At 59.6% G+C, this 15,662-nt stretch carries 14 protein-coding genes and 1 pseudogene; 12 read left to right on the forward strand and 3 right to left on the reverse strand.

Annotated features, from left to right (window positions below):
- Positions 1-910 precede the first annotated feature (910 nt).
- The 3 genes from AC2SGK_RS17190 to AC2SGK_RS17200 all read left to right on the forward strand — a co-directional run bounded on the left by AC2SGK_RS17190 (position 911) and on the right by AC2SGK_RS17200 (position 4,127).
- The gene (locus AC2SGK_RS17190) at positions 911-1,357 is read left to right on the forward strand and encodes an IS5 family transposase (protein ID WP_488324651.1); all 447 of its coding nucleotides are present in this window, start codon (positions 911-913) and stop codon (positions 1,355-1,357) included.
- Positions 1,358-1,440: 83 nt separating this feature from the next.
- On the forward strand, positions 1,441-2,610 hold the full coding sequence (locus AC2SGK_RS17195; RefSeq protein WP_488324658.1) for an IS5 family transposase: 1,170 nt from the start codon (positions 1,441-1,443) through the stop codon (positions 2,608-2,610).
- A gap of 227 nt (positions 2,611-2,837) precedes the next feature.
- Positions 2,838-4,127: a hypothetical protein gene (locus AC2SGK_RS17200; protein WP_488324652.1), complete on the forward strand. Its 1,290-nt coding sequence runs from the start codon at positions 2,838-2,840 to the stop codon at positions 4,125-4,127.
- A 63-nt stretch (positions 4,128-4,190) separates the two neighbouring features.
- Here AC2SGK_RS17200 and AC2SGK_RS17205 read toward each other — a convergent pair whose 3' ends face one another.
- Genes AC2SGK_RS17205 through AC2SGK_RS17215 form a run of 3 tightly spaced genes read right to left on the reverse strand, consistent with a single transcriptional unit; the run spans position 4,191 to position 5,962 of the window.
- Entirely contained in the window at positions 4,191-4,634 is a 444-nt protein-coding gene (locus AC2SGK_RS17205; RefSeq protein WP_488324653.1) for a hypothetical protein, read from the reverse strand.
- Positions 4,635-4,652: 18 nt separating this feature from the next.
- On the reverse strand, positions 4,653-5,141 hold the full coding sequence (locus AC2SGK_RS17210) for a hypothetical protein (protein WP_488324654.1): 489 nt from the start codon (positions 5,139-5,141) through the stop codon (positions 4,653-4,655).
- 20 nt (positions 5,142-5,161) lie between these two features.
- Positions 5,162-5,962, reverse strand: a complete 801-nt coding sequence (locus AC2SGK_RS17215; protein WP_488324655.1) for a hypothetical protein — start codon at positions 5,960-5,962, stop codon at positions 5,162-5,164.
- A gap of 339 nt (positions 5,963-6,301) precedes the next feature.
- On the opposite strand from AC2SGK_RS17215, the gene AC2SGK_RS17220 reads away from it, so the two are divergent.
- The 9 genes and pseudogenes from AC2SGK_RS17220 (at position 6,302) to AC2SGK_RS17260 (ending at position 15,327) form a co-directional block, all read left to right on the forward strand.
- Positions 6,302-6,733 carry a TniB family NTP-binding protein gene (locus AC2SGK_RS17220; RefSeq protein WP_488324656.1) on the forward strand — a complete coding sequence of 144 codons (432 nt, stop codon included), beginning with the start codon at positions 6,302-6,304 and terminating at the stop codon, positions 6,731-6,733.
- Between the two features lie 335 nt (positions 6,734-7,068).
- The gene (locus tag AC2SGK_RS17225) at positions 7,069-7,314 is read left to right on the forward strand and encodes a type II toxin-antitoxin system ParD family antitoxin (RefSeq protein WP_122114558.1); all 246 of its coding nucleotides are present in this window, start codon (positions 7,069-7,071) and stop codon (positions 7,312-7,314) included.
- Positions 7,311-7,601 (forward strand): type II toxin-antitoxin system RelE/ParE family toxin, encoded by a 291-nt coding sequence (locus AC2SGK_RS17230; RefSeq protein WP_122114557.1) that lies wholly within the window; start codon positions 7,311-7,313, stop codon positions 7,599-7,601. Before AC2SGK_RS17225 ends, AC2SGK_RS17230 begins: the two co-directional genes overlap by 4 nt.
- A gap of 370 nt (positions 7,602-7,971) precedes the next feature.
- Positions 7,972-8,151, forward strand: coding sequence for a helix-turn-helix domain-containing protein (locus AC2SGK_RS17235; RefSeq protein WP_488324657.1), 180 nt, complete (start codon positions 7,972-7,974; stop codon positions 8,149-8,151).
- A 95-nt stretch (positions 8,152-8,246) separates the two neighbouring features.
- A complete protein-coding gene (locus AC2SGK_RS17240) occupies positions 8,247-8,594 on the forward strand; it encodes a TetR/AcrR family transcriptional regulator (RefSeq protein ID WP_161596454.1) in 348 nt (115 codons plus the stop codon).
- A 341-nt stretch (positions 8,595-8,935) separates the two neighbouring features.
- Complete coding sequence (locus AC2SGK_RS17245; RefSeq protein WP_136651385.1) at positions 8,936-9,523, forward strand: TetR family transcriptional regulator; 588 nt, start codon at positions 8,936-8,938, stop codon at positions 9,521-9,523.
- Positions 9,524-9,546: 23 nt separating this feature from the next.
- Positions 9,547-10,731: an efflux RND transporter periplasmic adaptor subunit gene (locus AC2SGK_RS17250; protein WP_136651384.1), complete on the forward strand. Its 1,185-nt coding sequence runs from the start codon at positions 9,547-9,549 to the stop codon at positions 10,729-10,731.
- A 123-nt stretch (positions 10,732-10,854) separates the two neighbouring features.
- A pseudogene (locus tag AC2SGK_RS17255) lies at positions 10,855-13,848 on the forward strand (multidrug efflux RND transporter permease subunit); the annotation flags it as partial.
- 90 nt (positions 13,849-13,938) lie between these two features.
- Entirely contained in the window at positions 13,939-15,327 is a 1,389-nt protein-coding gene (locus tag AC2SGK_RS17260) for an efflux transporter outer membrane subunit (protein ID WP_136651382.1), read from the forward strand.
- Positions 15,328-15,662: the final 335 nt, after the last annotated feature.

The raw sequence follows: 15,662 nt of genomic DNA on the forward strand, positions 1-15,662 counted from the left end.
CGATCCCGGGTGACCAGTGCTTCTTCGAACCCACAACTATCCCTCCTGAATTTTCCAGTTTCAGGATAGTTGCGCCACACAAAGTGAGGCAGAGCCCATAATTCTGAGACAGCGCTCTGGCAAATCAACTCGAAAAAGCAAATAAAAACATATCGTTAGGTCAATCGTCTCGTATTTCTTGGTAAGGCTTGAGAGCGAAAAGGCCGCCAAGGCACTCTATCTGATCGTTAAAGGCGACGCGACACCTACAACGGCATTCCATCTGGCGAACCGACGAAAAAGAAGGCGGCAATGAACTACAGGCATGAATCCAGGCAGGCATTGAAGCGCGCCCGCGCAGCGCTGGAGAGCAATGACGACGAAAACTTGAAGTACGCCGCGCTCGAACTGCGCATGGCGATGGAATCGCTGACCTACGACAGGGCAAATGCCTACAAGGACGAGTTCCCGCCCGATGAATACGAGACCTGGCAACCGCGCAAGGTAATGGCGGTACTGCTAGAAATCGACGCCACTGCCGATAAGGACAGCACCCTATCCTACGGCATCGAGGAGACGCCGGGCCAGCCGGCGTCCCAAATGACGATGATCGGAACCGAGACGGTACTGAACATGGAAACCTTGCGCAGGCACTATGATGCGCTAGGCAGCTTTCTCCATGTGCCGACCTTGAAGCAGACCAAGTCCGGCAAGGGCCATGATCACGGCAAGCTGCGCCTGCGGTGCACCGAATTCGCCGAATACCTCAATAAGGTGCTCACCTCACAGGTGCACAACGTCACGCTCGGGAACTTCGCGACGATAGAATGCGCGGAATGCGGCAAACCGATCCGCAAGCGCATCCCCGCCACGGCGGAAACTGTCGAAGCTGAATGTTTCTCCTGCAAAGCAAGCTACACGATCAAGGATATTGGCGGCGGTCAGGTGCACTGGGAGTCGCACATCCACGAAGTGGCCTGCGGGAACAAAGATTGTGGGCACAGCACACGGGCTTCCCATGAGGACAGAGATCACGCCAGGCCAGACGTCGGACTATCTCGGCTTCAATCTGGTGATGGCGGATAATCTGCCCCGCCCGAGCGTGCTGCTCGCGGATCGCGGCTACGATGCAGACAAGATCAGAGGAGGCATGGAGGCGCGCAACGTCCTGCCCGTGATACCGATGCGCAAGTCCCGCAAGAAGCGGATTGGTGTCGATCGCTCACTGTATCGCCTGCGGAATCTGGTCGAACGCTGCTTCAACAAGCTCAAGAACGCCAGGCGTGTCGCGACCCGCTACGACAAGACGGCGGAAAGCTTCCTCGGCTTCATTGACATCACGTCGATCCGTCTCTGGATCCGCCATTTGTCAACATGACCTAGCAGGGTGCTGAAGAAGTCGGCCCTTGCCTCCATGTGAGGAACATGATTCACCCTCCGCAGGCTTTGGCGGGGGCGGTGATGCGCGGGGCGGACAAGACGAGCGGGTCGCTGTTCAGCTATGTCGATCTGGAGGCGCGCACTCCGGCGCGTCATCCGCTGCGGAAGATCCGGCAGGTGGTGAACGACGCGCTCGCGAGCCTCGACGGAGAGTTCGAGGCTCTTTACACCGACTTCGGTCGCCCCTCGATCCCGCCGGAACGGCTGATCCGGGCAAGCCTGATCCAGATCCTGTTTTCGGTTCGGTCCGAGCGGCAGCTGATGGAACAGATGCAATACAATCTGCTGTTCCGGTGGTTTGTCGGCCTTGGGATCGACGACCCGGTGTGGGTCCCCACGGTCTTCACCAAGAACCGGGACCGCCTTTTGACGACCGAGATGTCGCGCAAGGTGATGGCGGCGATCCTGGCGCATCGCGAGGTCGCGCCGCTTTTGTCGGACGAGCACTTCTCGGTGGACGGCACGCTGGTCAAGGCCTGGGCCTCGATGAAGAGCTTCCAGCCGAAGGCCGCCGAAACGCCGCCCGACGACGATCCGGGGGGCCTGCCCGGACCCGACAGCCCCGCCGAAGACCACCCCGAACAGCCCCCTGCCGAGACCACACCGATGCCCCGCCCCGACCGCCAATCCCGCAATGCCGAGATCGACTTCCGGGGTGAGAAGCGGTCGAACGCAACGCATGCCTCGACCACAGATCCCGACGCGCGGCTCTACAAGAAGTCGTCTGGCACCGGCGCGATGCTGTGCTTTATCGGCCACGCTCTGATGGAGAACCGGAGCAGCCTGATCGTGCAGGCCGATCTCACCCGGGCCGACGGTCATGCAGAACGCCGGGCGGCGCTGTCCATGATCCACGCCCATTCTCCCGGATCGGCCCGCCAACTGACGCTCGGCGCGGACCGGGGCTACGACAGCGCGGACTTCGTTCGCGACCTGCGGCAGGCCTGCGTTACGCCGCATGTGGCGCGGAAGTCCCGGCATTCCGCGATCGATGGACGAACGACCCACCACAAAGGCTACGCCCTGTCCCAGAAGCATCGCAAAAGAATCGAGGAGCCCTTTGGCTGGGGCAAGACCGTCGGCGGCCTTGCCCAGACCGTCTACCGCGGCGTCGAACGGGTCAGGGCCCGCTTCGTCCTGACGATGGCCGCCAGCAACCTCGCCCGGCTGCCCCGATTGCTGGGCGCATGACCGAAAGCGGGAAGCGGGATCACTACGCCCGCGGCCCAGACCCCGGTCCACGCCGACACCCCAAGATCGGGAAACCCTCCCGGTTCAGCGACTAATTCAGCGGCCTGCTAGAGGCCTACGACAACCTGACAGATAGCCGTCTAAAGCCGAAGTATCTCGATGTCCGGGCCTGGGATACAATTGCTGGGCTGATCAACATATATCGTGACATCACCAACCGCCAGTCGATGGACGGCATCGAAAAAGATACGAAATCGCTCCTCGAGATGATGCCGCGTATCATGCTGCAGCAGTTCTCTTGGCAGACCGGCTACGATGCGCCCCGGTTCATGATCAGAGGCACATTCATTAATTACTGCCCGGAGGCCAGGGCCGTTTTCAAAAGCCGATACGGTCTGGACGCAGAAACATTTTTTACGATCAGCATAGCCTTGACAGCGCACTTCAACAGAGTGCCCCACTTCACGAACCTCGATATGCTTTCGTCTATCGGAATCCCGGAGGCAGACGTAAAAAAATACCTGAATATTGTCAGCACTACAGTAAAGAATGCTTCTAGGGCAGCCAAAGCAGATGGTGCCACGACAAGACATGGTTTGGACTTCAAGGTATCTAGAGTTTTCGATTACCCCATATTTAAGATCGGTGATGATATACGGTTTGCTTATACATGTCCCTTCCCTGAGCTGCTGATATACAGGGCGACGTATTTCATCTATTTCGACATTATGGGCGCCACGGTCCCCTCGACTGGAAAGCGCCTTAGAAAAATGGCCTTCGAGGCGAAGAGCGCAATGGATAAGCGCTTCGAGCGATACTGCGTGGAACTGGCTCAGCACAGTATTCCAGACCCGATCTTATGCAGGGGGGATTTTACATATGGCCAAGCGGGCTTTCAGAGGCACACAACAGACCTGCTGATCCATACGGGTAACCGGATTTCGATAGCTGCGGAATGCAAGTCCAAGAAGATGAACATTAACGTCCGTCTCTCACCAAGGCCGGTCCGGGACAATCTTGAGCAGCTGGATGATCTGGCAAAGGGCGTTGTGCAAATCTGGAAATTCTTCAGAGACTTGAAGGGGGGTGTCGTAATCGAAGGCGGCACGCTTTGGATAGCTGCGAATGATTTCGTTGGCGCGCTCATCACTTTGGAGGAATGGGCAGACCACAACCCGGTATTCACGGAGGAGTGTTTCAGGCGTGCCAATGAAATAAACGAAGCGACGATGGGATCCGATGACTTCGTCGAAGAAGCGGACAGGCCCCCTGTTTGTATTATTTCGGCTACGGAATATGAGAACATGCTCCACGAGATACGCCCGGAATACCTGCCAGAATATCTTTCCGGATTTGCGAATTACCAAAGGGATTTCGACGCTAAGGGATTTTCACCACTGCATCTGAAGAAAGAAAATCCCGAAGGAAAACACCCATTAGCCAAAAAACTCCATGAGTTTTTGCCCGTTGTCCCTGCTCTACATCAGCACAGGCTGTTCCTTGGCCAAGGAGCCTGACGGCCCGAATTGGACATTCGGCGACCCGGATATCGCTGCGATGCGGCTCCCCAAAGCGGTCATCTAGAATATCTGAGTGACGCTACCCTGAAAAACCTCAACAAGCTTGTCCCTGTAGCCTCTCACAAAGCCTCTTGTGAAACTTGCATCAGCCCGCACAATTTTCGCGTGGGCAGGGTCCCAAGGAGCTGGAGGATGGTTTTCAATAGGATCTGCATACACTTCAAACACTCTCATTCCGTCTTGCGAATGGATGGCTCGAATGTATCTGACGAAACCCGAGGAGAACCCCCATTTCTCACGACCTCGAAATGGATTCTCATAGGTAATTAGCTTGCATTTTATGCAATCTCGATCCGGCAGAAGATTTAGCCGATCAACAGAAACACTCTTCCCGTCCTTTTCAATGAGCTCGTCAACCGGGAAAGCTTCTTTCTCCAACTCTCCTGCCGGGGACGTCATACGATCAGTGAAGAGTATCCTTATGAGCTCTTCATCGTCTTCCACCGAAATAGTCATGAACGCTTACTGTGCTGACAGCTGAATCGCAGCCTCAATGAGCTCGTCCGGCAAAGTTGCACCATCCCACTCTACATCACCGTACACGGTTTTTGACGCATCGAAATCATTTCGGACGTGGAATGAAAGCTCACCATCTCCACAAACTCCAATGTCAAGGTATCCACCAGGCCGTCGGAGAGAGATCGAGAACTCACCATACGTGTCGACGGAAACATTCGGCCTAAGGAAATCGGAAAAAATTCCCGAGCTAAGAATTCGAGCTGCTTCAACGGCTGCAAATCTCAGCCTATCGGGCTCCACGTCAACGCAAAAACTCTTAGCCGCCTGAAATTTCGAGAAAATATCAGGCGCTTGAACTGTGACACTTGAATCTTGGGACGGATTATTTGGCCCCGTATCCGTTTCGCGTCCTTTCCAAGTTTGGCTAGTATCCATGCCACCAGCACCCAACCCGACATCCTGATGTGATGAAAGATAGCCCTCATACTCCAACTTTGAAGATGCATACATAATTACAGCCCCATACGATCAAGCAATGCGTCAGTAAGTATCGATCTAATAGTCACTTTGTTTTTGTCATGGAAGTCTTCGAAAACTTCCGTCACACGACCATCGACACTGCTCTCCTGAAAATACTCCTTCAGCCGAACTGGAGCTTTCAGCCTTAATGAGAAGGTGTTCGATATCGATGTAACTACGCTATCTCCGTTCAGGAATGACCGCGCCTCGACTCTCTCCAAAACTTCTGAAGTCTCGCTTGCATCCCTAAACACTCCTCCGGAAAAATCCCAGCGAGGATCTCCATAGGACAGAAGCGATCCAGGCACCCACTCGCCAGCTCGAAGAATATTTCGGCTGAGCAGATTCATCTCAGTATCGGTTCGGACCTTTTCGATTAATGTATCGGTTACTTTGTAGTCGATGGACGCTACGAATTTAAAAGGATCAACGCAGCTCAAAAGGAGGTTGAGGCGTTCCCTGACAGATGGCCAAACCTCTTCCCACTTCGTATACTGCATACTGGATACTGAAACGGCATTCTCTCCAAACTGCGCGCTCCACTCTGGCTTTCCGTTCCTCCCGAAGTCATTTAGAAGCTTAATGACAGGCTTTGGAGGCTGCTTGTCATTGCCCATAACGACTTGGAAGACATTCGGTTCGTCAATCGCTCGGAAGTGTTCTTCAATGTCAGTCTTCTTCTCTTCGAAGCGACCTTCATCTGCCGCATCGAGGGGTGACCGGAAAACTAGAGTGAATTGCTCCGACTCGATTCCATGGTCCCTCCCAAACAGCATTATACTATCGGTTGACATGCCCTCTCCGCTATCTGGCTGCATCCTGATGGTCTTGCGGCCACGTTGAGAATGTATGAATCTCGCGTACTGGGCGCAAGCGTGAGGACACCCAACCCTGACGAAATATGGAACAACAGGGCGTCACGCTGATCTTCCACATCACCTACTGCCGACGGGACGTCGCTTTGGTTCCGCGGATGCTGGAAAACGCTACGAGGCAACGTAACAGCTAGGCCAACAGAGCGCAGTCAGCGCCCTGTTCGACTAGTTCTGCGGTTAGCGGACCTAGCCGCTTACTGCAGCGAACGGCAGCTCTCCGCCCTTATCTGTATATGCCGCTCGCAGGCGCAGCGTGGATTGAGCGCGCCGGCCGCCCGTACGCCACGGGTCGGCATCGCATCGCTTGAACATCTGCGCGATCTTTATGACCGATACGGGTTCGGGCTCATCCTGATGGGAATGCCGGGTCTGGAAAAGAAGCTTGCCCGCTATCCGCAGCTCTACTCGCGCATCGGCTTCGTGCATGAGTTCAAGCCTCTGCGCGAGGCTGAGATGCGACTGGTCGCGGCGAGGCACGGTGCTGTCTTCGGGATCACCTTCGACCAAGAAAGTCTGGAAGGCATCGAGGCACTCGCCGCCGTGATCCGCCTGACCCGGGGCAACCTCCGCCTCGTTGAACGTCTCCTCGCGCAGATGCGGCGGATCATGGACATCAACGCCGCCGCAGAGGTCACGCTGGAAGTTGTCGAGGCTGCCCGTGACCGGCTCGTGATCGGGCCGGGTGACTGACAAATAGCGCCAGCAGAACCCTGCCATTTAGCGCAGAAATCTACAACTCGGAGCCGCTCGGAGGTGGTGAGGCGTCCGCTGACCGATCCCCTTGCGGACAGAAAGGCGCGGATGTTGCGGGACGCCTGGTCCGTGGCCATCCGGTTCGAGCCGGATAACGGACCTGACCCGCATTTCCGCGCAGATCGCAGCGGCATATGGTCGGATGCGTGGCTCAAAATTGCGGTGCATGTGCGTTGCCGAGTAAGCGCTCATGCTGCGAACCCAAAGGATCTTGGCAATCCGGCTGACCATGTATTATATATTGGTACAAATCGTCAAGTTCAGGTAAGCCCATGCCTCGCAACACCTCTGTCTCTCTCGGAGAGCATTTCACCGGCTTCATCAGCGCGCAGGTCGAAGCGGGCCGCTATGGCTCGGCCAGCGACGTGGTTCGCGCCGGGCTGCGGCTTCTGGAAGAACATGAAGCCCGCGTCCGTGCCCTCCAGGCTGCCCTCGACGAAGGTGACACTTCCGGGACACCCGAGCCCCTCGACATTGCTGCCTTCAAGGCTGAAATGCGGGCCGCCCGCGCAGGATGACGAAGCTCCTGCGTTTCACACCGGCCGCCCGCGCCGATCTGGCCGGGATCTGGGACTACACGGCGCGTAACTGGGACATGGACCAGGCCGATCGCTATCTCGACGCGCTGTACGGGATCTGCCTGTCTCTGGCCGCGGGCGACACGGTCAGCCGGCCGGTCGACCTGCGTCCCGGGATACGCAAGGCGCGGGCTGCCTCACATATGGTCTATGTCCGGGAGGGCGCGGACACGCTCGACGTGATCCGCATTCTGCACCAGCGCCAAGACGTTGAGCGGCATCTCTAGCTGTTCACCATGGCAAGAATGGAGCGCAGCGAGCTGATCGAGGCGGTCTGACGGCAGCCGTAAACCTGTTCTCGTTACAGGTGCGAGTCAACGATGCCCAACGGACCACCGCAACGCCGGATGGAGGCAGCGGTCTCATGGCCATGCCAACCCGCCGGCTACGGAACGGTGGGAAACGGCGGCCTGGTAATGACACCATACCATCCTGTATTTATACAGAAATATGCTATTCGTACCATAATCTAGGTTATTAGTCCCGGAGGTATGCACGGCAAAGTTAAAATGTCTCACCTCTGCAATTCAGGAATGTCACACTCCCTGGATAAACATCGTGTCGATCCGTGGGAGCCGGGACATGGGATGGGTGATGATGAGCGAACGAGAACTGAACCGCGTCGAGGTTCTGAGCCAAGTGGTGCAAGGCCAGATGTCAGCTGTGACCGCGGCCGATGTTCTGGCGCTGAGCCGCAGACAGGTTCACCGGTTGCTGAAGCGGTTCGGGACTGACGGCCCGGCGGCGATCTTGAACGCTGACGAAAAAGCAGCCTAATCATTGAACCACGAACTCTCCGGTAAACCCGGGGCGGTTCAAAGCTTGGGCTGAAGTAGGCCGTTCGCTGGACTCAAATGCTTCTGGGGTGCTCCATGGCCATCAAGTCAACGCTAGAGAGTCGCAGACGGCTGCAAACCTCGCGCAAGATCCAGTGGGCGGCCCTGAAGCTGGCACTACGCTACGGCTACGATGACATGACAACCGAAATGATCGCGGCTGCGGCGGGCATCAGCCAGCGGACCTTCTTTAACTATTACCCGAACAAGGGTGCAGCGATCATCGGACCTTCAACCGGCTTCGACGACCAGGCGGCGGCATGGTTTCGGGCCTCGTCGGGCTCACTCCTCGCCGATCTTCTCCAGGCGCTGTACCAGCATCTAGCCAACATCGTCGTGGATCACAGCACCCCGCAAGTGATTGGCGAGCTACTGGGAACGTAACCGGAACTGCAGCGGATCCTTGATGGGGTTCTGAAACAGTTCGGCAACCAGATTGCGGACCTGCTTGTAACCAGAATGGGAAAGGAGGCGCGCCGAGATGCAGAACTGCTCGGCACTGTAGTCTCGCATGCCTTGGGAAACACTATTTGTTCGTGGGCCAACGACCAGGCGATGTCCGCCAACAGCATCATCGAGGTTTCCTCGTCAAGGCTGCAAGCGCTTCGCGGCAATCTGGCGCTCATTTAGGCAGCCCTTCTAATCCAGATGCGATTCATGACCAAGTCGCTTGACCCTGCCGCGGTTTATTCTATACGAACGTTCGACTATCATCCGAGGGACTCATGGGCCGAAAGCGCACGATCGACAGGGACGCCCTTATGGATGGCGTGGAAAGCGTTGCGCGCCGCGAGGGGGTAAGTGGTCTCAGCATCGATGCCCTGGCCAAGGAAGTCGGCATCAGCAAGTCCAGTGTTGTTTATGACTGCGGAAGCAAGGCCGGGCTGCTGGCGGCCTTCACTCGTCACAAGATCGGCCAGTATCGCGAGCGTTTTGGCGATGCCCTGCAGGCTCATGCCGGGCAGCCGAACGCCTGGTTGCGCGCGATGATCGACATGGGGCGCGAAGGGCCTTCGGATGACGACGTGGCGATCACGATGCTGATCAGCGCCAGCATGGGTGAGCACGCTGAATGTCGTGAACTGATGCGCGAAGCCTTGGCCGAGGATGCGCGCCGCGTCCTGGCAGATGCCGAAGACCCGGGAAAGATGCTGCAGTTGTTGCTCGCGGTCCATGGCCTGTTCTTTCTCGAATGTTTTGGGCTTCACCGTTTCGATGAGATCACCCGCCAAGAACTCCTCGACGGGCTCATGAAGTCCCTTGAGGCCGACAAGGGATCGTCCGCTGCGGCCACTACCCATTCCAACAAGTAATCCTTCTTTCCGAAAGACCGACCATGCACAGATCTCGAATCCTGACCGGGCTTCTTGTTGCGCTGCTGGCCCAGCCGGTGGCTTTGCGCGCAAGTGCCCAGGATATGCCGCCCACGCCCGTCAGCGTCCTGACCATGACCCCGCAACCCTTGCCCGTGGTGAACGAGCTGCCCGGACGCGTTGCTGCGACCCGCACCGCCGAGGTGCGGCCCCGTGTCGGAGGCATCGTCGTCGAGCGGATCTTCACGCAAGGCTCTGTCGTAAAGGCGGGCGATGTTCTCTACAAGATCGACCCCGCGCCCTATGCCGTCCGCGTTGCCAGCGCCGAGGCCACCCTGGCAAGGGCCGAGGCGACCCGGCAGAACGCCCAGGACCAGCTTGCCCGCACCGAGGCCCTGCGCGAACGCCGCGTAACCGCAGGAGTGGATCTTGAAAACGCCACCACCACCCTGGCCCAGGCCGATGCGGACGTTGCCATCGCCAATGCCAGCCTCCAGGAAGCGCAGCTGAACCTGGGCTATACCGACGTGACTGCCCCGATCGACGGCGTCGTCGGGCGCGCCCTGGTGACCGAAGGTGCCCTGGTCACCGCGCAGACCGACATCCTGGCCACCATCCAGCAGCTTGATCCCGTCTATGTGGACGTGACCCAGTCATCCGCGCAATTGTTCGCCCTGCAACGCGCGCGGGCAACCGGAGAGCTGATGATGACCGCGCCCGACGAGGCGCAGGTCCAGCTGTTCTTCGATGACGGGTCGGCATACCCGCATATGGGCAAGTTGCTTTTCTCGGAAGCCAGCGTCGACAGCTCGACCGGGCAGATCACGCTGCGGGCCGAGTTCCCCAATGCGGACGGGATGCTGTTGCCGGGCCTTTATGTCCGTGCGCGGCTTGAACAGGCTGTCCGCGAAAACGCGCTCAGCATCCCGCAGATGGCGGTTCAGCGCGACACCAACGGCCAGGCCTTTGTTTACGTCCTGAAGGGCGAGGACACCGTCGAACGCCGGGACGTGTCCCTGGGCCTGACCTTCAAGAACGAATGGTTGGTCGAAGATGGCCTGCAGCCCGGGGATCGTGTTGTCGTCGAAGGGACGCAGAAGCTGTACCCGGATGCGAAGGTCGTCGCGGAACCCGTCAATGCAAAACCTGAGGCAGCCGCCACGCAATCCGCCCGGCCTGCCGCGCAGACCGCCAATCACAAGGGCTGAGAACGCAGCATGGCACAGTTCTTCATTCTTCGCCCGGTCCTGGCCTGGGTGATCTCGATCTTTATTGTCATCGCCGGGCTGATTGCCCTGCCCCAGATGCCGATCGCCTAATATCCCCAGGTCGCGCCCCCGCAAATCCAGATCTCGACCTTCTATACCGGCGCCTCGCCCAACGAGATGTACCAGTCCGTCGCCCAGCCGATCGAGGAGGAGCTGAACGGCATCCAGGGCATCCAGTACTTTGAATCGACCTCGGACGTGTCAGGCGCGATCTCGATCACGGCGACCTTTGAACCGGGGACGGATGTCGGCACGGCGCAGGTGGATATCCAGAATGCCGTCAGCCGGGTCGAACCCGTGCTGCCGCAGACGGTCGTCGACCAGGGTGTTACCGTCGAGGAGGCCGGAGCAGGCTTTCTGATGATGGTCTCCTTGACCTCGTCGGATGGGTCGATGAACGATGTGGCGCTTGGCGATTACATCAACCGCAACGTCGTGGGCGAAATCCGCCGCATCGACGGCGTCGGTCGCGCCCAGGTCTTTGCATCCGAGGAAGCACTGCGGATCTGGATCGATCCCGACAAGCTGACCGGCCTCAACCTGTCGCCGGCTGACGTGTCGGCGGCGATCCGCGCCCAGAATGCCCAGGTGGCGGCAGGCCAGATCGGCGCGGACCCGAACCCGGTGAACCAGCAGTTGACCGCGACCGTCCTGGTCAGAGGCCAGCTGACCCAACCCGAGGAATTTGGCAATATCGTGCTGCGCGCCAACCCGGACGGATCGACCGTGCGGCTTCGCGACGTGGCCGAGATCGAGGTCGGTGCCGATACCTACAACTTCGCCTCGCGACTGAACGGTCAGCCCACGGCCGCGGTGGGCATCCAGTTGTCCTCGACCGGCAACGCGCTTGCCACCTCCGAGGCCGTGCGACACACGATGGAGGAACTGTCAGAATTCTTCCCCGAGGGGATCGAATATGCGATCCCCTATGACACGGCCCCTTTCGTGGAAAAATCAATCGAGAAGGTGATCCACACCCTGGTCGAGGCCGTGATCCTGGTCTTTGTGGTGATGTTCCTCTTCCTGCAGAATTTCCGCTACACGCTCATCCCGACCATTGTCGTGCCGATCGCACTGGCGGGCACCATTGCCGTGATGCTGGTGGCAGGCTTCTCGATCAACGTGCTGACAATGTTCGCGATGGTGCTGGCGATCGGCATCCTGGTGGATGACGCCATTGTCGTCATCGAGAACGTCGAACGGATCATGGCCACCGAAGGCCTGCCACCCAAGGAGGCCACGCAAAAGGCCATGGGCGAAATCTCGGGCGCGATCATCGGCATCACGCTGGTGCTGGCGGCCGTGTTCATTCCGATGGCCTTCTTCCCCGGATCGACCGGCATCATCTATCGCCAGTTCGCGCTGACCATGGTCGTCTCGATCCTCTTTTCAGCCTTCCTCGCGCTGACGCTGACGCCCGCGCTGTGCGCGACCTTCCTCAAACCCATCAAGGGCCATCACGAGAAGAAGGGCTTCTTTGGCTGGTTCAACCGCAAGTTCGATGCGGCCACGGAACGGTATGGCCGGGGCGTGTCGATGCTGACACGGCGGACCGGCCTGGTCATGCTGGTCTATCTGGGCATTGTGGTGCTGACGGGCATTGGCTTCAGCTCACTGCCCACGGGCTTTCTGCCCGATGAGGACCAAGGCTTCATCATCTCGGACATCCAGACGCCCCCGACCGCCAGTTCGCAGCGGACCGACGCCGCCATCGAGGTGATCGAGAACCATTACGGCCAGAACCCCGCGGTCGAGAACGTCGTCGGCATCCGGGGCTTCTCGTTCTCGGGTCAGGGGCCGAATGCGGGGCTTGCCTTTATCACCTTCACGGACTGGTCCGAGCGCGACCAGACTGCGACCAAGATCGCCAACGATGCAAACATGGCCTTGTTCGGCACCAAGGACGCGCAGATCTACTCGCTGTCGCCGCCGGCGATCCCTGGCTTCGGCACATCGGGCGGGTTCAGTTTCCGCCTGCAGGACCGAGGCGGCAATGGTCAGCAGGCCCTGAACGCGGCGGCGCAGCAATTGATCGCCGAGGCTCAGGCGGGTGGGATCGTCACCGGCCTGCGGGTCGAAGGAATGCCCGCAGCTGCCCAAGTCTCGGTCGTGATCGACCGCGACAAGGCGCAGACCTTCGGCGTGGCCTTTGCCGATATCAACCAGACGCTGTCGGCGAACCTCGGCTCGGCCTATGTCAACGACTTCCCGAACCAGGGCCGGATGCAGCGCGTGATCTTGCAGGCGCAGGAGGAAAGCCGGATGCAGGCGGAGGATATCCTGAACCTGACGGTGCGGAACGCGAATGGCGGCATGGTGCCCTTCTCGTCCTTTGCGACGGTGAACTGGAATCAGGGCCCAAGTCAGGTGGTCGGCTACAACGGCTATCCTTCGGTACGGATCGCGGGGAATGCCGTGCCGGGCTTCTCGTCTGGCGCCGCCGTGGCCGAGATGGAGCGTCTGGCGGCCGGGCTGCCGGAAGGCTTCGCCTATGAATGGACCGGCCAGACGCTGGAGGAGATCAACTCGGGCAACACCTCGACCCTCCTTTTTGCGATGTCGATCCTGTTCATCTTCCTGCTGCTGTCGGGGCTTTACGAAAGCTGGTCGATCCCGCTGTCGGTGATGCTCGTGGTGCCGCTTGGGGTCATCGGATGCATTGCCGCCGTGATGCTGCGCGACATGCCGAACGATGTCTACTTCAAGGTCGGCCTGATCGCGATCATCGGGCTTTCCGCCAAGAACGCCATCCTGATCGTGGAGTTCGCCAAGGATCTGCGGGAAGAAGGAATGAGCCTGATTGATGCGGCGGTAAAGGCGGCCAAGCTGCGCTTCCGTCCGATCCTGATGACCTCCTTGGCGTTCACCCTGGGCGTGGTGCCTCTGGCCATTGCAACCGGCGCTTCGGCGGCGTCCCAGAACGCCATCGGCACCGGCGTGATCGGAGGCATGATCTCGGCCACGATCCTGGCCGTGTTCTTCGTGCCGGTGTTCTTCGTCTTCGTGCTGAGCCTGTTCAGCCGGATGCGCCGGAAAGGCGAAGCCGTCACAGCCTGAACATGAACCGATCTCCCTGGGCGGGGTCTCGCGATCCCGCCCATCTTGATTTGTGATGGCCCCGATGGGCCCTGCAGAAAGTCCAATTTGATGTCGAACTCCCTCATCCTGTCCCGTCGTGCCCTTGTGGGATCGGCAGGCGCCACGCTGGCGCTGTCGGCTTGCGGCCAACTGCCCACCTATCAGTCGCCCGAAGCCGACATGCCGGAACGCTTTGCAGCCGACTCGCCAGCCCGTCGCGCCGGCGCCAATGCCTGGTGGGCCGCGTTCCGGGACAACAACCTCGACGGTCTTGTCGCCAGTGGGCTTGGGCGCAATCTCGACGTTTTGACCGCCGTGGCCGTGATCCGCGAAGCGCAGGCCAATGCCCGGCTGGTCGGCGCCAACGACCTGCCGCAGGTTGCAGCCCAAGCGGCAGCCGCGCGGGGGGATACCCAAGGTGACGGCCCTGTCATTGACCAAAGCTCCGGCACGCTGGGTGTTTCGTGGCTGGTCGACCTCTTTGGGGCCAACCGCGCGGCACGGCGCGGGGCCGGTGCTCGTCTGGATGCGGCGTACCTCTCGGCCGAGGTCGCGCGCCTGACGGTGGCCAGTGCCATCGCCCAGGCCTATGTCGATGCCCGGTACTATCAGCAAGCCACCAGCCTGACCCGCCAAAGCCTGGAAAGCCGCCGCCGCACGCTGGAGATGACCCGGCAGCAGGATGTGCTGGGAAGCGTGTCGCGGATCGAAGTGCTGCAGGCCGAGCAGCTCGTCACCCAGGCCGAAGCCGCGCTGCCGGCATTGGAATTGGGCTTTGATCAGTCGGTCAATCGCCTGGCCACGCTTACGGCCACGCGCAGCACCGACATTGCCGCGCGGATGCGCCGCGGCGGCAGTCAGCCCCGCGCACGGTATCGCGCCAGCGTCGGGGTGCCTGCCGATGTGGTCCGCGCCCGTCCCGATGTCCGCGTGGCCGAACGCGAACTCGCTGCAGCGGTTGCAGATGTGGGGCAAGCGCGTGCAGCCTTTTATCCGCAACTGACGCTCAGCGGGACGGTCACTCCGGTCGATCTGGGCCGCGCAGGCAGCCTTAAGACCTGGAGCGTCGGACCCCAGCTTTCGGTTCCGCTCTTCAATGCGGCCAACCAGGCCAACCTGTCGGCCGCCGAGGCGCGCGCTGAACAGGCGCGCCTTGCTTGGCTTGCCTCGGTCCTGAACGCCGTCGAAGAGGTCGAGAACGCACTGGCCGGATACAACCGCGATGCCCGTGCCGTGGATGCGCAATCCAGGCTTGTCGCCAATGCCTCCGAGGCGGTCGAACTGACCCGGACCGCTTACGAACTTGGTGACGCCGCTTTCTTCCCGGTATTGGACGCAGAACGGACCCTTCTGGACGCGCGCCAGCAGCTTGCCAATGCTGTGCGTCAGCAGGCGCTGAACTTCATCGCGCTCAGCGTGGCGGCCTCAGGCGGGGTTGGTATCGCAAACGGTTCGTAATCCTTCGCCAAATCGGAGATATTCCCGTTCCCTGTGCTCGGAGCGGTGGCCGGACACTCCGGCTGTAGCCCGGCAGGGAGTCCTGGGAAGGGGCGAACTGGGCTGCGATGTTCACGGTGGTGAGGTAAGAAACGGCCGGCTATTTTTCGTGCTGTTTTGGGTGATTTTCCTCACCACCAGGAACGTCCCAGTGCCGTGCGCCAGTAAGCCCTAAGCATCATCGCACGGAGTGTCGAGAGTAACGCGCGAAAGTTGGTGATGCCCTGAGGGGCGGCATATCATGGCGGTGTTCAGACGCCGTCAATTCTCAGCCGAGAAAGGGATATGCCACATGT

This window comes from Paracoccus sp. NIOT.M2S5SZ12 (assembly GCF_057748165.1).